The following is a 19,671-nucleotide window of genomic DNA, read 5'->3' as shown; positions in this document are numbered from 1 at the left end:
GCGGGGTCTGGGGCGGAGCCCCAGGAGCCCGGGCGCAGCCCGGGGCCGCTTGCGCAGCGGCGCCGCAGACGGGCCCTAGGCGACCCGGACCTCCAGCCGCGCCCCGAATTCCCGCACAGCCGCCTCCTCCCGATACGGCTCCAGCCGCGTCCGGAAGTCCTCCAGGTACTCCACCCCCCGGTTCGAGCGGAGCCCCGCCAGCAGGTCCGCCGCCTGCGTGGCCGTCTGGCAGGCCCGTTCCACCTCCCGCTGCTGCACCTGCGCCGCCGCCAGCAGCAGCAGCCCGATCGCCCGGCGGCGGGCCTTGCCCGCCGGGAGGCCCCGTAGCGCCTCCTCCGCCCGCTTGGCCGCCGCGTCCGCCTGGCCCAGGTCCCGGTGGCAGTGCGCCAGCTCATCGGCGAGGTACGCCTGGTCGAAGTGGCGGATCCACACCGGGTCGTCGCCGGACTCCGGCTCCGCCCGTTCCAGCGCGGTGACGGCCCGGGAGGACAGCACCGCCGTGGCCCGGTTGTCCCCGAGCAGCGCGTGCCCGCGCGCCTCGGCGGCGTAGAACATGGCCTCCACCCGCGGGGTGACCTGCCCGCGCGTGCCCTCCTGGGCGGCCCGCGCCAGCTGCGCGATCTCCCGCGGGTTGCCCAGCTCGGCGGCGAGGTGGCTCATGGACGCCGCGAGGACGTAGCCGCCGTACGCCCGGTCCCCGGCCGCCTGGGCCAGCCGTAGCGCCTGGATGTAGTACCGCTGGGCCAGGCCCGGCTGCCCGGTGTCCACGGCCATGTAGCCGGCGAGCTCCGTCAGCCGGGCCACGGCCGCGAACAGCGCCCGCCCCACCGGTTCCCGGTACGAGCCTCCGATCAGCCCGGACACCACCGAGTTGAGGTAGTGCACGACCACCGGCCGCACGTGCCCGCTGCCGAAGCGGTGGTCGAGGTCCTTCAGCGCCTCGGTGGTCGCCCGTACCGCCTCGACGTCGGACATGCCGACGCGCGAGCCGCCGCTGCGCGCCACCTGCGTATCGGCGCCGGTGATCAGCCAGTCGCGGCTCGGTTCGACGAGCGCGGAGGCGGCCACGCTCGATCCGGCGAGGAAGTCGCGGCGGCCGACGTCGCTGCGCCACAGCTCGCAGACCTGCTCGATGGCGCCGATGACGGTCGGGGAGAACTGCAGGCCGACGCCGGAGGCGAGGTTCTTGCCGTTGGCCATGCCGATCTCGTCGATGGTGACGGTCCGGCCGAGTTTGCGCCCGAGCGCCTCGGCGATGATGCCGGGGGCCCGGCCGCGTGGCTGCTGGCCGCGCAGCCAGCGGGCCACGGAGGTCTTGTCGTAGCGGAGATCGAGGCCGTGTTCCGCCCCGCACATGTTGACCCGCCGGGCGAGCCCGGCGTTGGAGCACCCGGCTTCCTGGATGAGTGCCTGCAGCCGTTCGTTCGGCTGGCGGGCGACGAGAGGCCTGGCTGCCATGAAAACCCCCTGAGGCCGCGGGTGATCGTTGGAATGATCACTTCCCGCCTGATGTGCGGAGAATCTTCCGCTCTGCGTCGTGTCGCTACCCAACTCCAGCGCCCCGGCCTCCTACGCGCCCCCACGCGTGCTCCGATGCGCCCCGTGTGCAGGATCGATGCTCCGCCCACCGGCTGGTTTACGCCCGTAACCCCGGGTGACCCGGGGAGTTGTGATGGGCGTGGAAGAGACCATCGGAGTCACGGAGACCGCACCCATCCCCAAGCAGCGCGGCGAACTGCTGCTGGACCATGCCGTGCGGTACGCGGAAGAACGGCACTGGGACGTCTTCGCCGGCACCTGGCTGGAGCCCGGGGACGGGCGGGAGCTGTGCTCCTGCGGGGCGGAGGACTGCGTGGCGCCCGGGGCGCACCCGGCGGTGAAGGACTGGGCGGCGCAGGCGACCGGCAGCGCGGTGCAGGTCCGGCGGATCTGGGCGAAGCGCCCGGAGGCCTCGATCCTGATGCCGACGGGCCGGACGTTCGACGCGCTGGACGTGCCGGACTCCGCCGGGTTCCTGGCGCTGGCGCGCCTGGAGCGGATGGAGCGCACGATCGGTCCCGTCACCCTCACGCCCGACCACCGGATGCTGTTCTTCGTCCTGCCGGGCGCCGGGGCCAAGGTGCCGGACCTGGTGCGCAAGCTCGGCTGGGTCCCGTCCGCGATCGATCTGGTGGCGCGCGGCGAGGGCGAGTACGTGGCCGCTCCGCCCACCCGCTTCGGCGGCCGGGGCGCGGTCCAGTGGGCGCGGCGGCCCACGCCGGCGAACCGGTGGCTGCCGGACACGGAGGAGCTCATCGACGCGCTGGCGTACGCGTGCGGCAGCGAGGCGGCGGCGGAGCGCAAGCGGCGCCAGGGCTGACCCCGGGCCTCCGACCAGCAGTGTTCCGGGGTGCTCCCGGGACACTGCTGACGGGAAACTCATGACATAAGTAACTGCTCAGGCCTCTCCCCCTCCTCCTATGGTGAGGAAAGAACGACCAAACGGGGACGTGTGACGAGAGGCAGGCGCATGCCGGACCAGGGTGATGCGACGGGCGGGGCGTACGGGACGGGTGGCGCGCGATCCGCGCCGTCCGCCGTACGGGTGGAAGGTCTGTGGAAGCGCTTCGGCGAGCAGGTGGCCGTCGGCGGGATCGATCTGGAGCTGCCCGCGGGCAAGTTCATCGGTCTGGTCGGCCCGAACGGCGCGGGCAAGACGACGACGCTGTCGATGGTGACCGGGCTGCTGCGCCCGGACATGGGGCGGGTCGTCGTCGCCGGGCACGACGTGTGGGCGGACCCGGCGGAGGTGAAGTCGCGGATCGGCGTGCTGCCGGAGGGGCTGCGGCTCTTCGAGCGGCTGTCGGGGCGTGAACTGCTCGGCTACATGGGCCGGTTGCGCGGACTGCCGGGCGAGGAGACCGACAAGCGGGCGACGCAGCTGCTGGACGTCCTGGACCTGGCGGGTTCGCAGCACAAGCTGGTCGTGGACTACTCGACGGGCATGCGAAAGAAGATCGGCCTGGCCGCGGCTCTGCTGCACAACCCCGAAGTGCTGTTCCTGGACGAGCCGTTCGAGGGTGTGGACCCGGTGTCCGCGCAGACCATCCGCGGGGTGCTGGAACGTTACACCGCGTCCGGTGCCACGGTCGTCTTCTCCTCCCACGTGATGGAGCTCGTCGAGTCGCTGTGCGACTGGGTGGCCGTCATGGCCGCCGGGCGGATCCGCGCCGCGGGCCCGCTGGCCGACGTACGGGGCTCCGCGCCCTCCCTCCAGGCCGCCTTCCTCGAACTGGTCGGCGCGCACGGGCGGGACGCGGCCGGGGAGTCCCTGGAATGGCTCGGCGGCGGCTCCCAGGCGGCCTCCCGATGACCGCGACCGCGACCGGCACGGCGCGCGCCAGCGCGGCGTCGGCCGCCGCTCCTCCCTCCCTGACCGCGGTCTTCGTACGGCTCAAGCTGTCGCTGCTGCGCAACGGGCTGAAGGGTTCCTCGAAGCGCAAGGCCGCCTGGTTCACGACGCTGGCCTTCGCCCTCGTCGTCGGCTTCTTCGTGACGCTCGGCCTGGCCCTGCTGCACGGCCACGCCCACGCCGGCACGGTCGTCGTGCTGCTGGCCGCGATCCTGGCGCTCGGCTGGAGCGTCATGCCGCTGTTCTTCCCCACCGGGGACGAGACCCTGGACCCGAGCCGGCTGGTCATGCTGCCGCTGCGCCCGCGTCCGCTCGTACGGGCCCTGCTGGCCTCCTCGCTGGTCGGTATCGGGCCGCTGTTCACGCTGTGCCTCGCCGTCGGCTCGGTGCTGGCGGTCGCGCGGGGCGCCGCGGGGGTGGCGGCCGCCGTGGTGGCCGCACCGCTCCTGCTGCTCGGCTGCGTGGTCCTCGCCCGGGCGGTGGCCACGGCCAACGTACGGCTGCTGACCAGCCGCAAGGGGCGCGACCTGGCGCTGCTCAGCGGCCTGCTGATCGCGGTGGGCGCGCAGGTGGCCAACTTCGCCAGCCAGAGCCTGTTCCAGGCGGGCGGCCTGTCCCGGCTGGAGCCGGTCGAGGCGGTGGTGCGGTGGCTGCCGCCGGCGACCGCCGTCGGCATGGTGGACTCGGCGAGCGAGGGCGCGTACGGGGTGGCGGCGGCGCAGCTCGCCCTCACGGTCGGCGCGCTGGTCCTGCTGCTCCGGTTCTGGGAGCGCACCCTGACCAAGCTGATGGTCACACCGGACGGCTCGACCCTCGCGGCGGCCAAGCCCGCCAAGGACCGGAGCGCGGGCGGCTTCTGGTCGCTGCTGCCGGGCGGGCGCACCGGGGCTGCCGTTCAGCGCTCGCTGCGCTACGTGGTCCGCGATCCGAAGACGAAGGCCGCCTGGGTGACCGCGCTGGCGATCGGCGTGATCGTCCCGGTCTTCAACGCCCTCCAGGGGACGGGCTCGATCTACCTCGCCTGCTTCGGCACCGGCATGCTCGGCATGCAGATGTACAACCAGTTCGGGCAGGACACCTCGGCGTTCTGGATGGTCGCGCAGACCATCTCGACCCCGCGCGACGCGTACGTGGAACTGCGCGCCCGGGCCCTCGCGCTGGCCCTGGTGACCGTCCCGTACACGGTCCTCGTGACGGTGGTCACGGCCGCCCTGGTCGACAACTGGTCCGCCCTCGCGGCGGCCCTGGGCCTGACGCTGGCCGTTCTCGGCTCGATGCTCTGCACGGGTGCGCTGGCCTCGGCCCGCTTCCCGTACTCGATCCCGACGGACGGCGCCTTCAAGAACGTCGCCCCGGGACAGGCCGGACTGGCCTGGGCGGGCATCTTCGGCGGCATGCTGGCGTCGGCGGTGATCTGCGCCCCGGTGATCGCCCTGGCGATCTGGTTCAACGTGGCCGACCACCAGAACATCTCCTGGCTGCTGCTCCCGCTGGGCGTGGCCTGGGGCACGCTGGCGACCTGGGCGGGCCTGCGCCTGGCGGCCCCGACGGTGGCACGGAAGCTGCCGGAGATCCTGCTGGCGGTGAGCAAGGGCTGACCCTGGCCCGGTCGGTGCCGTCCGGGCCCGAACGCGCGGCGGGCCGGCCTCCGCTCCCGGTGGGGAGCGGAGGCCGGCCCGCTTGCGTGCGGAGGCCGTGCGGAGGCCGGCTTTCTCGCGGGCTTCCCGGCGGAGGCCGGCTCAGACGACGGTCGGGAGCTTCGCGGTGAAGGCGGTCGGGACGCTGACCACGTCGTTGAAGCTGTACTTGCCCGGGCCGAACTCGGCCTCGGTCATCGCCCGCTTCTTGCCGGCGGTGACCTGCCAGACGGTGTTGCCCTCGGGAGAGAGCAGCATCGTCCCGTCGGCCGGGGCGGCCTTCGCCGCGGCGGACTTCAGCCACTCGCCCGGGGCGCCCTCCAGCGGACGCTTGTCGTAGCCCAGGCCCGTGAAGTCGGCGTAGGTCAGCGGGACCGCGACGCCGCCCGCCATCACGTACACCGTCGGGTCGGCGCCGGAGACCTCCTTGACGATCGTGCCGTTCGCGACCTGCTTGGCCGCGGTGGCGTGCAGCCAGTCACCCGGGACGCCCATCAGGGAGCGGCTGTCGTAGCCGTTGGCGCTCCACTCCGAGGCCGAGATGTGCACGGCCGCACCGTTGAGCATGACGTAGCGGGCCGGGTCCGTACCCGACTGGTCCATGACCACCCGGCCCGTGGTCACCGTGCGCTGGGTGGCGCTCGCCAGCCAGGCGGTCGGAACGCCCATGTCGGGGCGGACGTTGTAGCCGTCGGCCGTCCAGTCCGCGGCGGAGATCGACAGCGCGGCGCCGTCGATGATCACGTAGCGGTTGGCGCCGCCGGCCTGGTCGTGGACCACGGTGCCGGCCGGGGGCGAGCTCGGCAGGCCGTTGAACGCCGCGTTGTCCACCAGCACGATCTTGCTGAGGTCGTAGTGGTCGGGCGTCACGTCGGAGGCCGCCACCGGGATGCCGGCCCCGGAGATCATCACCTTCACGGCCGCGCCGTTCGGCGACTTCACCAGCGTCCCTGCGGGCAGCGAGGCCGGGTCCGGGTAGGAGGGGGCGGTGGGGTACGGGTTCGCGTGGTCGGCGCCGAGGCCGGCCGCGGGGCCGCAGGAGGGCCAGGCGCCCTGACCCTGGCCGGCGAGGATCTTCTCACCCGTCAGGATCTGCTGCTGCTTGGTCGCCTGGTCGGGGCGGGAGGCGTACTGCGTGCCGCCGAAGGCGCGCCACGTCGACATGGATATCTGGAGGCCGCCGTAGTAGCCGTTGCCGGTGTTGATGCTCCAGTTGCCGCTGGCCTCGCACTGGGCGACCTTGTCCCACGTCGAGACGGAGGCGGCGGAGGCGCCGGTGCTCGTCAGGAGCGGGGCGGCGATGGCGAGGAGGGCGGTGGCGGTGACGGCGAGCGCGGACTTCTTGCGGGCGGCGGCGGAGCGCATGGAGTTTCCTTCGGGCAGCGTCTGGCAGGGCGGCGAGGGTGCGGCGGGGCGGCCCCGGGCCGCCCGGCCGGCGGGGGCCGGGCGGCTCAGGGGTGGTGCTCAGGTGTTCAGGCGGGCTTCGGTGCTCAGACCGTGGGGAACTTCGCCGTGAAGGCGGTGGGGACGCTGACCACGTCGTTGAAGCTGAGCTTGCCCTCGCCGAACTGGTCGGCGGTCATGGCCTTCTTCTTGCCGCCGGTGATCTGCCAGACGGTGTTGCTGTCGGGCGACAGGAGCATGGTGCCGTCGGCCGGGGCGGCCTTCGCCGCGGCGGACTTCAGCCACTCGCCCGGGGCGCCCTCCAGCGGACGCTTGTCGTAGCCCAGGCCCGTGAAGTCGGCGTAGGTCAGCGGGACCGCGACGCCGCCGGCCATCACGTAGACCGTCGGGTCGCCGCCGGAAGCGTCCTTGACGATCGTGCCGCTGGTGACCTGCTTGGCCACGCTGGAGGCCAGCCACTCACCCGGGACGCCCATCAGGGACTGGGTGTTGTACCCGTTGGCGGTCCACTCGGAGGCCGAGATGTGCAGGGCCGCGCCGTTGAGCATCACGTAGCGGGCCGGGTCGGTGCCCGACTGGTCCATCATCACGGTGCCGGTCGACGGCGACTTGGCGATGGCGGACTTCAGCCACTGCCCCGGGACGCCCATCAGGGTCTGCTCGTTGTAGTGGTCGGCCGTCCACTCGGAGGCCGAGATGTGCAGGGCCGCGCCGTTGACCATGATGTACCGGCCCGCGTCGGCGCCGGTCTGGTCCATGACCACGATGCCGGTCGTCAGCTGCCGCTGCGCGGCGTTCTGCAGCCAGGCGGTCGGAACGCCCATGTCGAGGCGGGTGTTGTAGCCGGCGGCCGTCCAGTCTTCGGCGCCGATCAGCAGCGCCGTGCCGTCGACGATCACGTAGCGGTTGGCGCCGCCCGCCTCGTCGTGGACCACGGTGCCGGAGGGCGGGGCGCTCGGCAGGGCACGGAAGGCCGTGTCGTCCACGAGCACGATCTTACTCAGGTCGTAGTTGCCCGGGGTGACGTCGGAGGCCGCGACCGGAACGCCCGCACCGCTGATCATGACCTTGACGGCCGGTCCGCTGGACGACTTCACCAGCGTCCCGGAGGGCAGCGAGGCCGGGTTGGGGAGCGAGGGGGTGTTGCTGCCGGCGGGCGAGACGTATCCGCTGATCCGCTGGCCCCAGGGAGCCGAACCCACGCTGTAGCTGGAGGTGGAGTTGGTGCTGACATGGCCCGGCCGGCCGCCCTGGTTGCCACCGGTGATGGTGACCGTGCCGCCGGAGACCCCGGTCACGAGGGCCACGTGGTCGGCGTAGTTGCTGCCGTTGTAGTTGTAGACGACCGCGTCACCGACGTGCGGCGTGTTGGAGATCGTCCCGTACTTCTTGCCGTAGTCCATGAAGCTGGCCGCCCTGTCGTCCAGGACGGACAGGCCGGTGACCCCGTTGCGGGCCCAGACCCAGCCGGCGAAGTCCGCACACCAGGCGTGGGCCGTGGTGGTGCCGCCGTAGCAGCTGCTGGACTGGTTGGGGCCGCCGACGTAACCGCCGTGGGCGCAGGCTCCGTTGCCGTTCTCGGCGCGGGCCGTGGCCGAGATGCCGTCGGTGAGCGGCGAGGCGTTGGCCGGGGTGATGGCGATCGTGGCGAGCACGGAGACCGCGAGGCCGGAGGCGGAGACGAGGCGGATCGCGGTGGTCTTGATGGACTTGGACATGACAAGGCTCCAGGTGTGCGAAGAAGGCTCGGGTGAGTGCTGCGGCGGGCCGCAGATTTGGCCTGATCAGGCCGGAAGACTGTGGGCGCGTGTCGTGGCTCGCGGACGGCTGCCCTGCAGGAGCAGCTGTCGGACGGGGCACACGGGGCGCGGGGCGCGCACTGCGGCGCGATGTGCGGCGGTGCTGGGTGACGCGGGGTGGTGCGGGGTGACTTGGGGGTCAGGGCCGGCTCTCGGCGGGCCCGGCGGTCCGGCGGGTTCGGCGGTCGTGGTGGGACCGGCGGCCGGCGGGGCGGGCGGCCCGACTACTCCCAGACGGTGGTGAACTTCCCGGCCGGGGCGGTCTCCCAAGCGGTGGTGGCGGTGGTGCGGGTGTACTGGTCGGCGCCGGTGTGGCCGGCCAGGACCGAGGTGAGGGCGGCGAGGGCGAGGGTGCTGACCGCGGCGGCCTGGGTGAGGCGGGTGCGAAGCATGGCAGTGATCCTTTGCGATGGCTGGAGTGAGGCGGTGACCTTCCGGATCCACGTCCCGCGGTGACGTCTTCTCCGGTTTCGCCTGCCGGGTGTTTGTGCTGTTCCCTGCTGGCGATCACTACTTTCGTCGCAGGTCAGCGCGGGTGGAAGGGCATTCGGCTGGACGGAAACGGCCCTGGACGATTCCGTCCACCGATGCCGGAAGCGGCCGTCAGGAGACGCTCGTAGTACGGAGCGACCAGGGGGGCGGAGGCGCGCATGGCCGTCCAGCCGCGAAGCGCCGGCAGCTCGTCGAGGGCGCGCCGGCAGAGGGCCTCCGTACGCCGCTCGGCCTCGCTCAGGCTCCCGGCGAGCAGGTAGACCCCGAGCACCGGATCGGGCTCGGCCCGCAGGTGCGCGGAGACGTGCTCCACCGGGTTGTCGGGGTGCGCCAGCGCCCGTACGAGCTCGGCGATGTGCGGGGGAAGCCGGTCACCGGCCGCAGGCGCCCGGAGCGCGGCGTGGATGAGATACATGCGCGCCACTCTTCCGAGCGGGCGAGCGTGAGCAAAGCGCATCAAGCTGGACGGTTCGGTCCGTGGCCGGAAGCGTCCACGAGCTGGTCGCACCCGTCGCCACGTGCGACCATTCGATCACCTTGATCGATAAGGGCTCACACGGGGGGAACCGCTGTGCTTGCCACTCTCGGCCTCGATGCCACGGCAGAGGCTGTGTACCGCGCCATGCTCGCCTACCCGCAGGAGGGCGTGAGCGGCCTCGCCAAGCGCCTCGGAGTGCCCGAGGCGGGCGTCAGGCACAGCCTGGACCTCCTCAGCGAACTCGCGCTGGTCCGGCCGTCCTACGAGCGCGAGGGCCGGCTGCGCGCGGTCTCGCCCGAGGTCGGCATGGAAGTCCTGATGGCCCGCCAGCAGGCCGAACTCGCCGCCCAGCAGCTGCGCATCGAGGCCTCCCGCGCCGCCGCCACCCAGCTCATCGCCGAGTTCGCCGACCTGACCCCCAGCGCCTCCAGCCCGGGCGTGGAGCAGCTGCTGGGCCTCGACGCGATCCGGGACCGGATCGCGTGCCTGGCCCGTGACGTCCGCACCGAGCTGATGACCTTCGCACCCGGTGGCGGCCACCGCCCCGAGAGCCTGGAAGCCTCGAAGCCCAACGACCTCGCCCTGCTGAGCCGCGGCGTACGGATGCGCTCCCTCTTCCTGGACAGCGTCCGCAACAGCCAGACCACCGTGACCTACGCGGCCTGGCTCGGCGAACTCGGCGGCGAGGTGCGGACCGCGCCGGAGCTACCCACCCGGCTGATGATCTTCGACCGGTCGACGGCCGTCATCCCGGTCAGCAGCGACGACAGCGCGGCCGGCGCGGTGGTCCTGACCGGGCAGGGCACCCTGACGGCGCTGTGCGCGCTCTTCGACACCGTGTGGACCGCCGCCCGCCCGCTGGGCACCGCGGAGACCTCGCGGGACGAGGGCGGCCTCAGCGCCCAGGAGAACACCGTCATCCGGCTCCTCGCCCAGGGCCTGACCGACGAGGCCATCGCCAAGCGCCTGGCCGTCTCCCCCCGCACCGCACGCCGGCTGGCCACCGATCTGATGGAACGCCTGAACGCCCGCAGCCGCTTCGAGTTCGGCGTACGGGCGGTCCAGCGCGGCTGGCTCCCGAGCAGCGAGTAGCCGCCGGGGCCCGAGCAACGGGCCCCGTAGCGGCATCATCCTCACGTCGATGCCTGAATAGGGAGCGGACAATGGACGATCTCACGGCGGACACCTGGGCAGACGGACTCGCACTGTACGAGGACCGCTGGACATTCGCCGCTGCGGCACCACGCGACCACGCGGAATGGTGGTTCGACGTCGCGGCGGTCATGCGCGGTGAGACCGCTGATCCGCGGGGGTGGGCTTCACTCGACCCGTACGAGGAGGAGGTCGACCGCGAGGTCGAGACGTTCGCCTGGATCGAGCCCCCCGCCAGTGCAGCGGACGTGGAGCGCTTCCATTCCTACGTCGAAGAACTCCCCCGCTCCTCGGTCCAGTCACTCGTGGTCCTTCTCGCGGTCGTCGGCATGAACGTGTCGAAATCCCGGGACTTCGAGGAGCGCCGGCCCGAAATGGAGCGCCGCGCCCGGGTGTTGCTGTCACGCTTCCCCGATGGCACCCGCTTTTACTCCAACGTCGATGGGAAGGGCGAGCATCCGAACTTCTACGAACAGCCGGCCAACGGGACCAGTCCGTTCAGTCGAAGCCGTTGGGACGCAGGCCTGATCGCGGTCAACGACACCGAAGTCGCTCTGATCTGGACTTTCGAATCCTTCTGACCTTCCGGCCTGACGGGGAAGTCCTTGCTCACCCGAACCGCCACCTACGTGCTCCGCGGCGGCGCCGCCGCTTGGGGCACCCTCCTGGACGGAGTTACGGCGCGTCGGCCCTGACCCCCTCCAGGAAGGGCTCCAGCACCGCGCGCCAGGCCGTCGGCTGGTCGTAGTGGAGGTAGTGACCCGCGTCCGGGATCTCGGCGTACTGGCCGGCCGGGAGGACGCGGACCATCTCCTGGGCTTCGGCGCGGCCGAGTTCGCCGTCCAGGCCGCGGACCACGAGGGTCGGGCAGCGGACCTGTGCCAGCTCCTCCCAGTGGGCGTCGTGGACCCAGGTCTCGCGGGCCGTCAGCATCTGGCGGCGGGAGAAGAGCGGGCGCCAGCCGTCCGGGGCCTCGTGCATGACCTCGGCGAAGAAGGCACCGCGGCCGGGGTCGGGGCGCTCCACCCGGGGGTCGTCCTCGCCGAACCAGCGGCGGGCGGCGTCCTGGGTGGGGAAGGGCAGGGGCCAGCGGCGGAACCAGTCCTCCCACTCCTGCTGCGAGGCTTCGCCGAGCGCCGAGGCGCGCATGTCGCAGATGACCAGGGCTTCGACGAGGTCCGGCCGGCGGGCGGCGAGCTGCCAGGCGGTGAGGGCGCCCATGGAGTGGCCGATCAGGGTCACCGGGGCCAGCCCGAGCTGCTCGATGACGGTCTCGGCATCGGCCACGAAGGCCTCGCGGCCGAGGGCGGTCGGGATGTCCCGGTCGGCGGGCGGGCGGTCGCTCTGGCCGTGGCCGCGCTGGTCCAGGGCCACGACGCGGCGGTGCTCGCCGAGCCAGCGGGCGGTGCCCGACCAGTGGAAGGCGCGGCCCATCAAACCGTGGAGTAAGAGCACGGCGGGGCGGGAGTCCGGCCCGGGGGCCGCTTCGCCGGCTCCGGGGCCGGTGGCCGCCCCGGCTGCCGGTTCGCCGAACTCCCAGGCGGCCAGACGCACGCCGTCGGCCGCCGTCACATCGATGCGCTGTACCACCGAGGATGCACCCCCTTCGCTCCCGGCCAGACTATCGAACCCGTATTCGAAAACGGGTGTTCCGCCTTCAACACCGCTCTTTCGAGTGACCTTGCTCAAGGATTGGCCGCCGCTGCCGATGGAGATCCTTTCAACAGGGAGGCGGGCCGCTCGGGGAAGACGGTCCGAAGGGGACGACCTTGAGAGCTCGGGGCTCCAGGTCACCAGGGGAGGAAAGGTCCCGGCGCCGCGAGGCGCCGGGACCGTCCACGTCCTGAGCCGTACGGGTGGTCTTGCGGACGGATCCGCGTCAACACGCCCGCATCGACGGATCGACGGGTCCGCATCAACGATCCCGCCTCGGCGAACCCTTGTCAGCCGAATCCGCGCGTCAGCGCTTGGCGACGAAGACGTGCGAGGCGACCTCCGCCTCCAGCTCGGCCGCCTCACCGCCGGAGCCGACGAGCACACCGCCCGGGGACTCCGTCACGCTCACCACCGAGCCGGGCTGCACGCCCGCGCGGCGCAGCGTGTACATGAGCTGCGCGTCCGTCTGGATCGGCTCCCCGATCCGCCGTACGACGACGGTCTTGCCCTCGGTGCCCGGGTCCAGCTCGGAGAGGCTGACCATGCCGTCCTCCAGGAAGGGGTCCGCCTCGGCCTTCTCGCCCAGCTCCTCCAGCCCCGGGATCGGGTTCCCGTACGGCGACTCGGTCGGGTGGCGCAGCAGCTCCAGCACCCGCCGCTCCACCGCCTCGCTCATCACGTGCTCCCAGCGACAGGCCTCGGCGTGCACCTGCTCCCACTCCAGGCCGATGACGTCGACGAGCAGGCACTCGGCGAGCCGGTGCTTGCGCATGACGCGCGTCGCCAGCCGCCGCCCCTCGTCTGTGAGCTCCAGGTGGCGGTCGCTGGCGACGGACACCAGCCCGTCCCGCTCCATGCGCGCCACCGTCTGGCTCACCGTCGGGCCGCTCTGATCGAGCCGCTCGGCGATACGGGCGCGCATGGGGACCACACCTTCCTCTTCCAGCTCGAGGATGGTGCGGAGATACATCTCCGTGGTATCGATCAGTCCGGACATTCGTGCCCCTCGGATTGCGTGCGCTGGCCCTGCCCCCAATTCTGACGCATCGGGCCGACAACCGTCCCGTGCCGTGGGTCAAGGCCCGTCCCGGACATCTCCCGGCCGGGATTGACGTTCGTATTGACACGCGCTTGGTCCAGACCGCACGGTGAGCGGCGGACACGGACGCACCCCACCTCTGGAAGGGCCATCGGCGTATGAGCGAGAGCAAGCTGGCCGGTCAGTTCTTCGATGCGGCCATCGGCCTGCTGGAGCGGGTGCGCGACGAGGAGGCCGGGCGGATCGCCGAGGCCGGCTCCCTCATCGCCGACGCCGTGGCGGCCGGGAACCGGCTCTTCGCCTTCGGCGCCGGGCACTCCTCGCTGCCCGCGCAGGACGTGGTCTACCGGGCCGGCGGGCTCGCCCTGATGAACTTCCTCGCCGTTCCGGGCACGGCCGGCGTCGACGTCATGCCCGCGACGCTGGGCAGCGCCCTGGAACGGGTCGACGGACTGGCCGGCGCCGTCCTGGACAGCAGCCCCGCCTCCGACGGCGACATCCTCGTGATCATCTCGCTGTCCGGGCGCAACGCCCTGCCGGTGGAGATGGCCATGAACGCCCGCGCGATCGGCCTCAAGGTGATCGGCGTGACCTCCGTGGCGTACGCGACGGAGACCAAGTCGCGGCACGTCTCGGGCACCTTCCTCAAGGACCACTGCGACGTGGTCCTCGACAGCAAGATCGCGGTCGGCGACGCCGAGCTCAGCCTCGACGGCATCGACGCCCCCTTCGCCCCCGCCTCCACCGTCGTGACCAGCGCGATCATGCAGGCGGTCATGGCCGCGGCGGCCGGCGGGCTGGCCGCCCGGGGCATCGAGCCCCCGCTGCTGCGCTCGGGCAACGTCGACGGCGGCCACGAGTGGAACGGCCGCGTGATGCAGGAGTACGGCGACCGGATCTTCTTCCGCCACTAGGGCCTGTCGTCAAACTCCCGTCGTCGCCCGCAGGGCGTCTCGCGGCGTCTGGTGCGTGCTCTCGGTGCGCCGGGCGGAAGCCCGCGTACCGGACGTACTTGGGCTTTCGCCCGGTGCGGCGAGAGTGCGTGCCAGGCGTCGCGAGGCAGACGGGAGTTTGACGACAGGCCCTAGCCCCCGCCCCGGCGGGGCGGACGGCGTCACCGCACCGGGGTGCTCGTCGCGAGGTCGAGGTCCGCCGCCACCCGGGCCGCGACCTCCTCCGCGTACTCCGCGTCCACCCGCTCGAACGCGGCCCGCGAGGGCCCTCGTACGAACGTCAGCGCGCCCACGGTCCTGCCCCGGCTGCGCAGCACCGTGCACAGGACGTGCGCCGCGCCCTCGGGCCACTGCCGGGCCCGCGCCCACTCGGCGTCCGCCTGCCCGCGCGGGGCGCTGGTCCGCACCGAGCCGATCCGGTCCAGCGCCTGCAGCGCCGGGTGCCCGGCCTCGTACCGTACGGGGATCGACCCGGGCCCGGGCAGCGCCGGCGGCGACACGGCCGACCGTACGAGCCTTCGCCGCTCGGGGCCGGCCGAGGGATCCAGTACGTCCAGCAGCGCGTGCTCGGCGAAGCCGGCGAGCGCGTACTCCAGGCGTACGGCGGCCGCCTCCGCCGGGTCGTCGCACTCGGCGGCGGCCCGCCCCGCGCGGTGCAGCTGGTGGGTGCGGAACCGCAGCTGCGCGGTGTCCAGCTGGGCCTGCCGGGCCTCGGTGACGTCCTGGAACAGCCAGCCCACCCCGAGCGGCACCGGCTCCTCCGCGAGCGGCGAGGCCAGCCGCAGGAACCCGCACCGCCAGCACCGCCGACGCACCCCCTCCGGCGTGCGCACCGACACCCACAGCTCGACGGGCGCGGGCGGGGCGCCCTCGGCGAGCACGTGCTGGAGCGCGCCTTCCAGCTCCTCCACGCCCTGGCTCAGCAGCTCCCCGAGGGGGCGGCCGAGCAGGCTGGTGCGATGGGATCCGAAGGCGCGGGCGGCGTGCGCGTTGACGACGGCCGGGCGCAGGTCCACATCGACGAGGACGACGCCCCACGAGGCGTCGTCCAGCAGGGCCTCGCTCAGCGCGATGGACCGTTCCAGGTCGATCTGGGCGTGCACCTCGCTGAAGGCGCAGTACACCCCGGCGGGCTTCCCGTCGGCGCCCGGCACCCCGGCGGACTGGGTCCGTACGAGGACGCGCCCGCCGTCCTTGGTCAGCAGCGCGAACTCGTGCACCTGCCGTCCGGGCACGTCCTGCGCGGCCATGAGTCTGTCCTGCACGTCCTGCGCGTCGGCGGCCCGCACCGCCCACCCCTCGAACCCCTTGCGCCCCACGGCCTCGGCCGCGGACCAGCCCAGGATCCGCTCGGCCTCGCGGTTCCAGTGGGTGATCACGCCGTCGGAGTCGAACGCGCACAAGGCGGCGTCCATCCCGTCCAGCAGCGCTGCGAGCAGATCGTCGGCGGTCTCACCACGTCCGTAGGCACTCACCTGGCACCCCCTGCAGGTGTTCGCGTGTGCGGCACGTCAGATCATTGAACGCGAACGTGACGCAGCCCACACCGCTTTCCGCGGATTGGGTGCGAGAAATCCGGTCCGGGGGCACCGGAGGGCGGGCCCGGCAGGACGCCCCGGCCGACGGTTCGGGGAAATAAACAGTTGTGGCGCGGGCGGCGTGTGCCTACGCTCGGCCGTACACGAGAAGGGAGGTGGTTCCCGAAATGTACGGAAACCGGACGCGTGAGGTGGCTGCGGGCTAAGCGCCCGTCGTCGCACGCACCCAGTGCGGTGCCCGGCGGGATCGCCAGGCGCCAAACCACAGCAGTCACCCGACCCGCGGGCTCGCCGGTACGTCCGGCCGGCCTCTCCCACTGCAGGGGAGAGACCCGAGCCCGCGGGTCGCCTGCGTTTCCGCTCCCGCTCTTGGGGGGCGGGCGGCGACCCCGAACCGAGCCGCCGAGCCGCCGAGCCGCCGAGCCGCCGAGCCGCCGCAAGCTACGGACAGAGGCGCTCGAGGCGCCACTTCTCCCCGTCCAGGACGTAGCGCAGACGGTCGTGGAGGCGGTTCTCGTGGCCCTGCCAGAACTCCACCTCGCCCGGGGTGACCCGGAAGCCGCCCCACTGCGGCGGGACCGGAACCTGTTCGCCCTCCGGATAGCGGGCGGCGAGCTCGGCGTAGCGCCGGTCCAGCTCCGCGCGCGAACCGATCACGCTGGACTGCTCGCTCGCCCACGCGCCCAGCTGCGAGCCGTGGGGGCGGGAGCGGAAGTACGCGGCCGTCTCGTCACGGCCGATACGGGCCGCCGTGCCGGTGACGACGACCTGGCGGGCGATCGGGTGCCAGGGGAAGAGCAGGGCGATGTGCGGGTTCTCTTCGAGTTCGCGGCCCTTGCGGGACACGTAGTTCGTGAAGAAGACGAAGCCGCGCTCGTCGAACTGCTTCAGCAGCACCGTGCGGGAGCTGGGGCGGCCGTCGGCGGTCGCCGTCGAGACGACCATCGCGTTCGGTTCGAAGACGTGCGCGTCGGCGGCCTGCTGGAACCACCGGGCGAACTGCCGCATCGGGTCCTCGGCGAGGGTCTCCTCGTCGACGATCTGCGAGCGGTACTGCTTGCGCATGGTGGCGGGATCAAGGTCCTGGTCGGTCACGCGGGCCATCCTGCCGCAGGAACGCCGGCGGGGGTGTGCCGTATGTCACGCTTCCGCAGTTCATCGGGAACGGACAAAATCTTGGGGCCGGTCCGAGGGTGCCCACACGGGTGACCATCGGCCGTGCCGGGCATCAACGGGGATGACCGCGCCGGACCGCGAATCACGCCGGGAGCCGCGCGTGTTCGCACTATTTGAGGAGCCGCCTGATGTCCGACTTCGTACCCGGGCTCGAAGGGGTCGTCGCGTTCGAGACGGAGATCGCCGAACCCGACAAGGAAGGCGGTGCGCTCCGTTATCGCGGGGTCGACATCGAGGACCTCGTCGGCCACGTCTCCTTCGGGAACGTGTGGGGCCTGCTGGTCGACGGTGCGTTCAACCCCGGCCTGCCGGCCGCCGAGCCGTTCCCCATCCCGGTCCACTCCGGTGACATCCGCGTCGACGTGCAGTCCGCGCTCGCCATGCTCGCCCCCGTGTGGGGCCTGAAACCGCTCCTCGACATCGACGAGCAGACCGCCCGCGACGACTTGGCGCGCGCGGCCGTGATGGCGCTGTCGTACGTCGCCCAGTCCGCCCGCGGCCAGGGCCTGCCGATGGTGCCGCAGAAGGAGATCGACAAGGCCGAGTCCGTCGTCGAGCGGTTCATGATCCGCTGGCGGGGCGAGCCGGACCCCAAGCACGTCAAGGCCGTCGACGCGTACTGGACCTCGGCCGCCGAGCACGGGATGAACGCCTCCACCTTCACCGCGCGCGTCATCGCCTCCACCGGCGCGGACGTGGCGGCGGCCCTGTCGGGCGCCGTCGGCGCGATGTCCGGGCCGCTGCACGGCGGGGCGCCGTCCCGCGTGCTCGGCATGATCGAGGAGATCGAGCGCACCGGCGACGCCGTGGCGTACGTGAAGAAGGCCCTGGACAAGGGCGAGCGGCTGATGGGCTTCGGGCACCGCGTCTACCGGGCCGAGGACCCGCGCGCCCGCGTGCTGCGGCGCACGGCCAAGGAGCTGGACGCGCCGCGCTACGAGGTCGCCGCCGCGCTGGAGAAGGCCGCGCTGGAGGAGCTGCACGCGCGGCGCCCCGACCGGGTGCTGGCCACGAACGTGGAGTTCTGGGCCGCGATCATGCTGGACTTCGCGGAGGTCCCGGCGCACATGTTCACCTCGATGTTCAGCTGCGCCCGTACCGCCGGCTGGTCGGCGCACATCCTGGAGCAGAAGCGCACGGGCCGCCTGGTGCGGCCGTCGGCCCGCTACATCGGGCCGGGGCGCCGCAACCCGCAGGAGATCGAGGGCTACGCGGACATCGCCGAGACCGCCTGAACCGGCTGATCGCGCCGCCTGGGCGCCGTATCCCCTTCCGATGTGGGGGTGCGGCGCCCTCGCGCGTTCACGGGGACAGCGTCATGTCGACGATGCGGGACCACTGGGCCACCACGCGGGCCCGGCGGGCCGTGTCGTCGGTCAGGACGTTGGCCAGGCCCAGGCCGCGGGCCATGTCCAGGAGTCCCTGCACGGTCTCCCGTACGCCGGGCACGGACTCGTCGGCGCCCAGCAGTTCGACGGCGATGCGGTGGGTCTCGCGGCCGACCCGGGTCTCCAGCTCGGAGACGCGGGGGCGCAGCTGCTCCTCGTTGGAGGCGGCGACCCAGAGCTGGAGCGCGGCCCGGAAGAGCGTGCCGGTGTACAGGTCCACCAGCGCTTCCACGACGGCGGGGCGGGCGGCCGGGCCGGCCTGGAAGAGCTCGCGCAGGGCGGTGGAGCGCTCCTCGGCGACGTACTCGACGGCGGCGGTGAAGAGGTCCTCGCGGGTGGGGAAGTGGTGCTGGGCCGCGCCCCGCGACACCCCGGCCCGCTCGGCGACCACGGCGACGGTGGAGCCGGCCCAGCCGTGTTCGGCCAGGCAGGAGACGGCTGCCTCCAGGAGGTGGCGGCGGGTGACGCGGCTGCGGGCCTGCTTGGGGTGGCGGGGGTCGGTCACAGTGCCCATGACGGCTCCCGTCGTTCGAAGCGGGCGGTGATGCCTTCGCGGGCCTCGGCGGAGGCGAAGAGTCCTGCGGACAGCTCGGTGAGGCGGGCGCCGTCGCGGGCCAGGGCCTCCCGTACGGCGGCGGAGGTCAGCGCCTTCGTCGCGGCCAGGCCCTGGGGGGAGGCGGCGCGGAGTCCGGCGAGGACGGGGGCCAGGGCCTCGTCCACGTCCTCCGCGTGCAGGGTGAGCAGGCCGATGCGGGTGGCTTCGGCGGCGTCGAAGCGCTCGGCGGTGAGGAAGTAGCGGGCGGCGGCGCGCGGGTCGAGGCGCGGCAGCAGCGGGATGGAGATCACCGCGGGGGCGAGGCCGAGATGGGTCTCGGTGAAGGCGTACGAGGACTGCGGCCCGGCGGCGGCGATGTCGCAGACGCCGAGCAGCCCGAGGCCGCCGGCCCGGACATGCCCGGTGACGCGGGCGACGACCGGCTTGGGCAGCTCGGCGATCTCGCGGAACAGGGCGACGAAGTCGGCGGGGTCGCAGGGGGACTTGAGGTCGGCCCCGGCGCAGAAGGTGCCGCCGGTGTGGGTGAGGACGACCGCCCGGACCGCCGGATCCGCGGCGGCGTCGGCGAGGGCCGCGCGGAGCTCGCCGACGAGGGCGGCGGAGAGGGCGTTGCGGTTGGCGGGGGAGTCGAGGGTGAGCCGGGCAATACCGGTCGCCTTGGCGGCGTGCACGACGGGGGGCATGTCTCCTCCGGAGGGGGTGGGTGGGTCCTCCCTGGGGAGGTTATGTGGTGTTGGCTGCCGTGCCCCGTGCCGGGGGCTCGGCGGTGTCCGTCGCGGGGCGCTGCCCCGGACCCCGCGCCTCAAACGCCGGCGGGGCTGGGTTTGGCTCCGGCCGGTCCCCTGGCGGGGGGCTCGGGGGTGTCCCTGGCGGGGGCTTCGCGGGGGCCGGTGCCGGGGCCCTGCGGGGGGCTCGGCGGTGTCCCGTGCCGGGGGCTTCGCGGGGGCCGGGGCCGGGGCCGGGGGGGGGGGGGGGGGCGGGGCCCGGGAGTTTATGGGTGGCCCAGGTGGAT

Annotated in this window: 18 protein-coding genes; 7 read left to right on the top strand and 11 right to left on the bottom strand. The window is 72.9% G+C overall.

Annotated elements, in window-relative coordinates:
• Positions 1-75: 75 nt before the first annotated feature.
• The gene (locus tag ACFWBN_RS38025) at positions 76-1,458 is read right to left on the bottom strand and encodes a transcriptional regulator (RefSeq protein ID WP_385185865.1); all 1,383 of its coding nucleotides are present in this window, start codon (positions 1,456-1,458) and stop codon (positions 76-78) included.
• A 214-nt stretch (positions 1,459-1,672) separates the two neighbouring features.
• On the opposite strand from ACFWBN_RS38025, the gene ACFWBN_RS38020 reads away from it, so the two are divergent.
• From ACFWBN_RS38020 to ACFWBN_RS38010, 3 genes are all read left to right on the top strand, one after another.
• Positions 1,673-2,359 carry a bifunctional DNA primase/polymerase gene (locus ACFWBN_RS38020; protein ID WP_385185862.1) on the top strand — a complete coding sequence of 229 codons (687 nt, stop codon included), beginning with the start codon at positions 1,673-1,675 and terminating at the stop codon, positions 2,357-2,359.
• A 150-nt stretch (positions 2,360-2,509) separates the two neighbouring features.
• Positions 2,510-3,352, top strand: coding sequence for an ABC transporter ATP-binding protein (locus ACFWBN_RS38015; protein ID WP_385185859.1), 843 nt, complete (start codon positions 2,510-2,512; stop codon positions 3,350-3,352).
• Complete coding sequence (locus tag ACFWBN_RS38010; RefSeq protein WP_385185857.1) at positions 3,349-4,989, top strand: transporter; 1,641 nt, start codon at positions 3,349-3,351, stop codon at positions 4,987-4,989. Before ACFWBN_RS38015 ends, ACFWBN_RS38010 begins: the two co-directional genes overlap by 4 nt.
• Before the next feature lie 141 nt (positions 4,990-5,130).
• Here ACFWBN_RS38010 and ACFWBN_RS38005 read toward each other — a convergent pair whose 3' ends face one another.
• The 4 genes from ACFWBN_RS38005 to ACFWBN_RS37990 form a co-directional block, all read right to left on the bottom strand.
• Positions 5,131-6,393, bottom strand: a complete 1,263-nt coding sequence (locus ACFWBN_RS38005) for a transglycosylase family protein (protein WP_385185854.1) — start codon at positions 6,391-6,393, stop codon at positions 5,131-5,133.
• A 125-nt stretch (positions 6,394-6,518) separates the two neighbouring features.
• A complete protein-coding gene (locus ACFWBN_RS38000; RefSeq protein ID WP_385185851.1) occupies positions 6,519-8,150 on the bottom strand; it encodes a CHAP domain-containing protein in 1,632 nt (543 codons plus the stop codon).
• A gap of 305 nt (positions 8,151-8,455) precedes the next feature.
• Positions 8,456-8,623, bottom strand: coding sequence for a hypothetical protein (locus ACFWBN_RS37995; RefSeq protein WP_385185848.1), 168 nt, complete (start codon positions 8,621-8,623; stop codon positions 8,456-8,458).
• Between the two features lie 134 nt (positions 8,624-8,757).
• The gene (locus tag ACFWBN_RS37990; protein ID WP_385185846.1) at positions 8,758-9,138 is read right to left on the bottom strand and encodes a hypothetical protein; all 381 of its coding nucleotides are present in this window, start codon (positions 9,136-9,138) and stop codon (positions 8,758-8,760) included.
• Between the two features lie 156 nt (positions 9,139-9,294).
• On the opposite strand from ACFWBN_RS37990, the gene ACFWBN_RS37985 reads away from it, so the two are divergent.
• Positions 9,295-10,293 (top strand): LuxR C-terminal-related transcriptional regulator, encoded by a 999-nt coding sequence (locus tag ACFWBN_RS37985; RefSeq protein WP_385185844.1) that lies wholly within the window; start codon positions 9,295-9,297, stop codon positions 10,291-10,293.
• Positions 10,294-10,364: 71 nt separating this feature from the next.
• Positions 10,365-10,934 carry a hypothetical protein gene (locus ACFWBN_RS37980; protein ID WP_385185841.1) on the top strand — a complete coding sequence of 190 codons (570 nt, stop codon included), beginning with the start codon at positions 10,365-10,367 and terminating at the stop codon, positions 10,932-10,934.
• Between the two features lie 94 nt (positions 10,935-11,028).
• On the opposite strand, the gene ACFWBN_RS37975 is transcribed toward ACFWBN_RS37980, so the two are convergent.
• A complete protein-coding gene (locus ACFWBN_RS37975) occupies positions 11,029-11,943 on the bottom strand; it encodes an alpha/beta fold hydrolase (RefSeq protein WP_385185838.1) in 915 nt (304 codons plus the stop codon).
• Between the two features lie 370 nt (positions 11,944-12,313).
• Positions 12,314-13,006, bottom strand: a complete 693-nt coding sequence (locus ACFWBN_RS37970; protein WP_385185836.1) for a metal-dependent transcriptional regulator — start codon at positions 13,004-13,006, stop codon at positions 12,314-12,316.
• Positions 13,007-13,206: 200 nt separating this feature from the next.
• Between ACFWBN_RS37970 and ACFWBN_RS37965 the strand changes: the two genes are divergently transcribed.
• Positions 13,207-13,962 (top strand): SIS domain-containing protein, encoded by a 756-nt coding sequence (locus tag ACFWBN_RS37965; RefSeq protein ID WP_385185833.1) that lies wholly within the window; start codon positions 13,207-13,209, stop codon positions 13,960-13,962.
• 200 nt (positions 13,963-14,162) lie between these two features.
• Here ACFWBN_RS37965 and ACFWBN_RS37960 read toward each other — a convergent pair whose 3' ends face one another.
• Together ACFWBN_RS37960 and pdxH are read right to left on the bottom strand one after the other, a co-directional pair.
• Complete coding sequence (locus tag ACFWBN_RS37960; protein WP_385185830.1) at positions 14,163-15,476, bottom strand: PAS domain-containing protein; 1,314 nt, start codon at positions 15,474-15,476, stop codon at positions 14,163-14,165.
• Positions 15,477-15,980: 504 nt separating this feature from the next.
• Positions 15,981-16,643 carry a pyridoxamine 5'-phosphate oxidase gene (pdxH, locus tag ACFWBN_RS37955; protein WP_385185828.1) on the bottom strand — a complete coding sequence of 221 codons (663 nt, stop codon included), beginning with the start codon at positions 16,641-16,643 and terminating at the stop codon, positions 15,981-15,983.
• Between the two features lie 200 nt (positions 16,644-16,843).
• Here pdxH and ACFWBN_RS37950 point away from each other — a divergent pair, with 200 nt between their 5' ends.
• Entirely contained in the window at positions 16,844-17,950 is a 1,107-nt protein-coding gene (locus ACFWBN_RS37950; RefSeq protein WP_385185825.1) for a citrate synthase 2, read from the top strand.
• Between the two features lie 67 nt (positions 17,951-18,017).
• On the opposite strand, the gene ACFWBN_RS37945 is transcribed toward ACFWBN_RS37950, so the two are convergent.
• Both ACFWBN_RS37945 and ACFWBN_RS37940 read right to left on the bottom strand, forming a co-directional pair.
• Positions 18,018-18,617 (bottom strand): TetR/AcrR family transcriptional regulator, encoded by a 600-nt coding sequence (locus tag ACFWBN_RS37945; RefSeq protein ID WP_385185822.1) that lies wholly within the window; start codon positions 18,615-18,617, stop codon positions 18,018-18,020.
• On the bottom strand, positions 18,605-19,342 hold the full coding sequence (locus ACFWBN_RS37940) for an enoyl-CoA hydratase family protein (protein ID WP_385185819.1): 738 nt from the start codon (positions 19,340-19,342) through the stop codon (positions 18,605-18,607). Before ACFWBN_RS37940 ends, ACFWBN_RS37945 begins: the two co-directional genes overlap by 13 nt.
• Between the last annotated feature and the right edge of the window lie 329 nt (positions 19,343-19,671).

It is taken from the genome of Streptomyces sp. NPDC059989, assembly GCF_042736975.1.
Lineage (GTDB): Bacteria > Actinomycetota > Actinomycetes > Streptomycetales > Streptomycetaceae > Streptomyces.
This window is presented reverse-complemented; position numbering and strand designations above follow the sequence as displayed.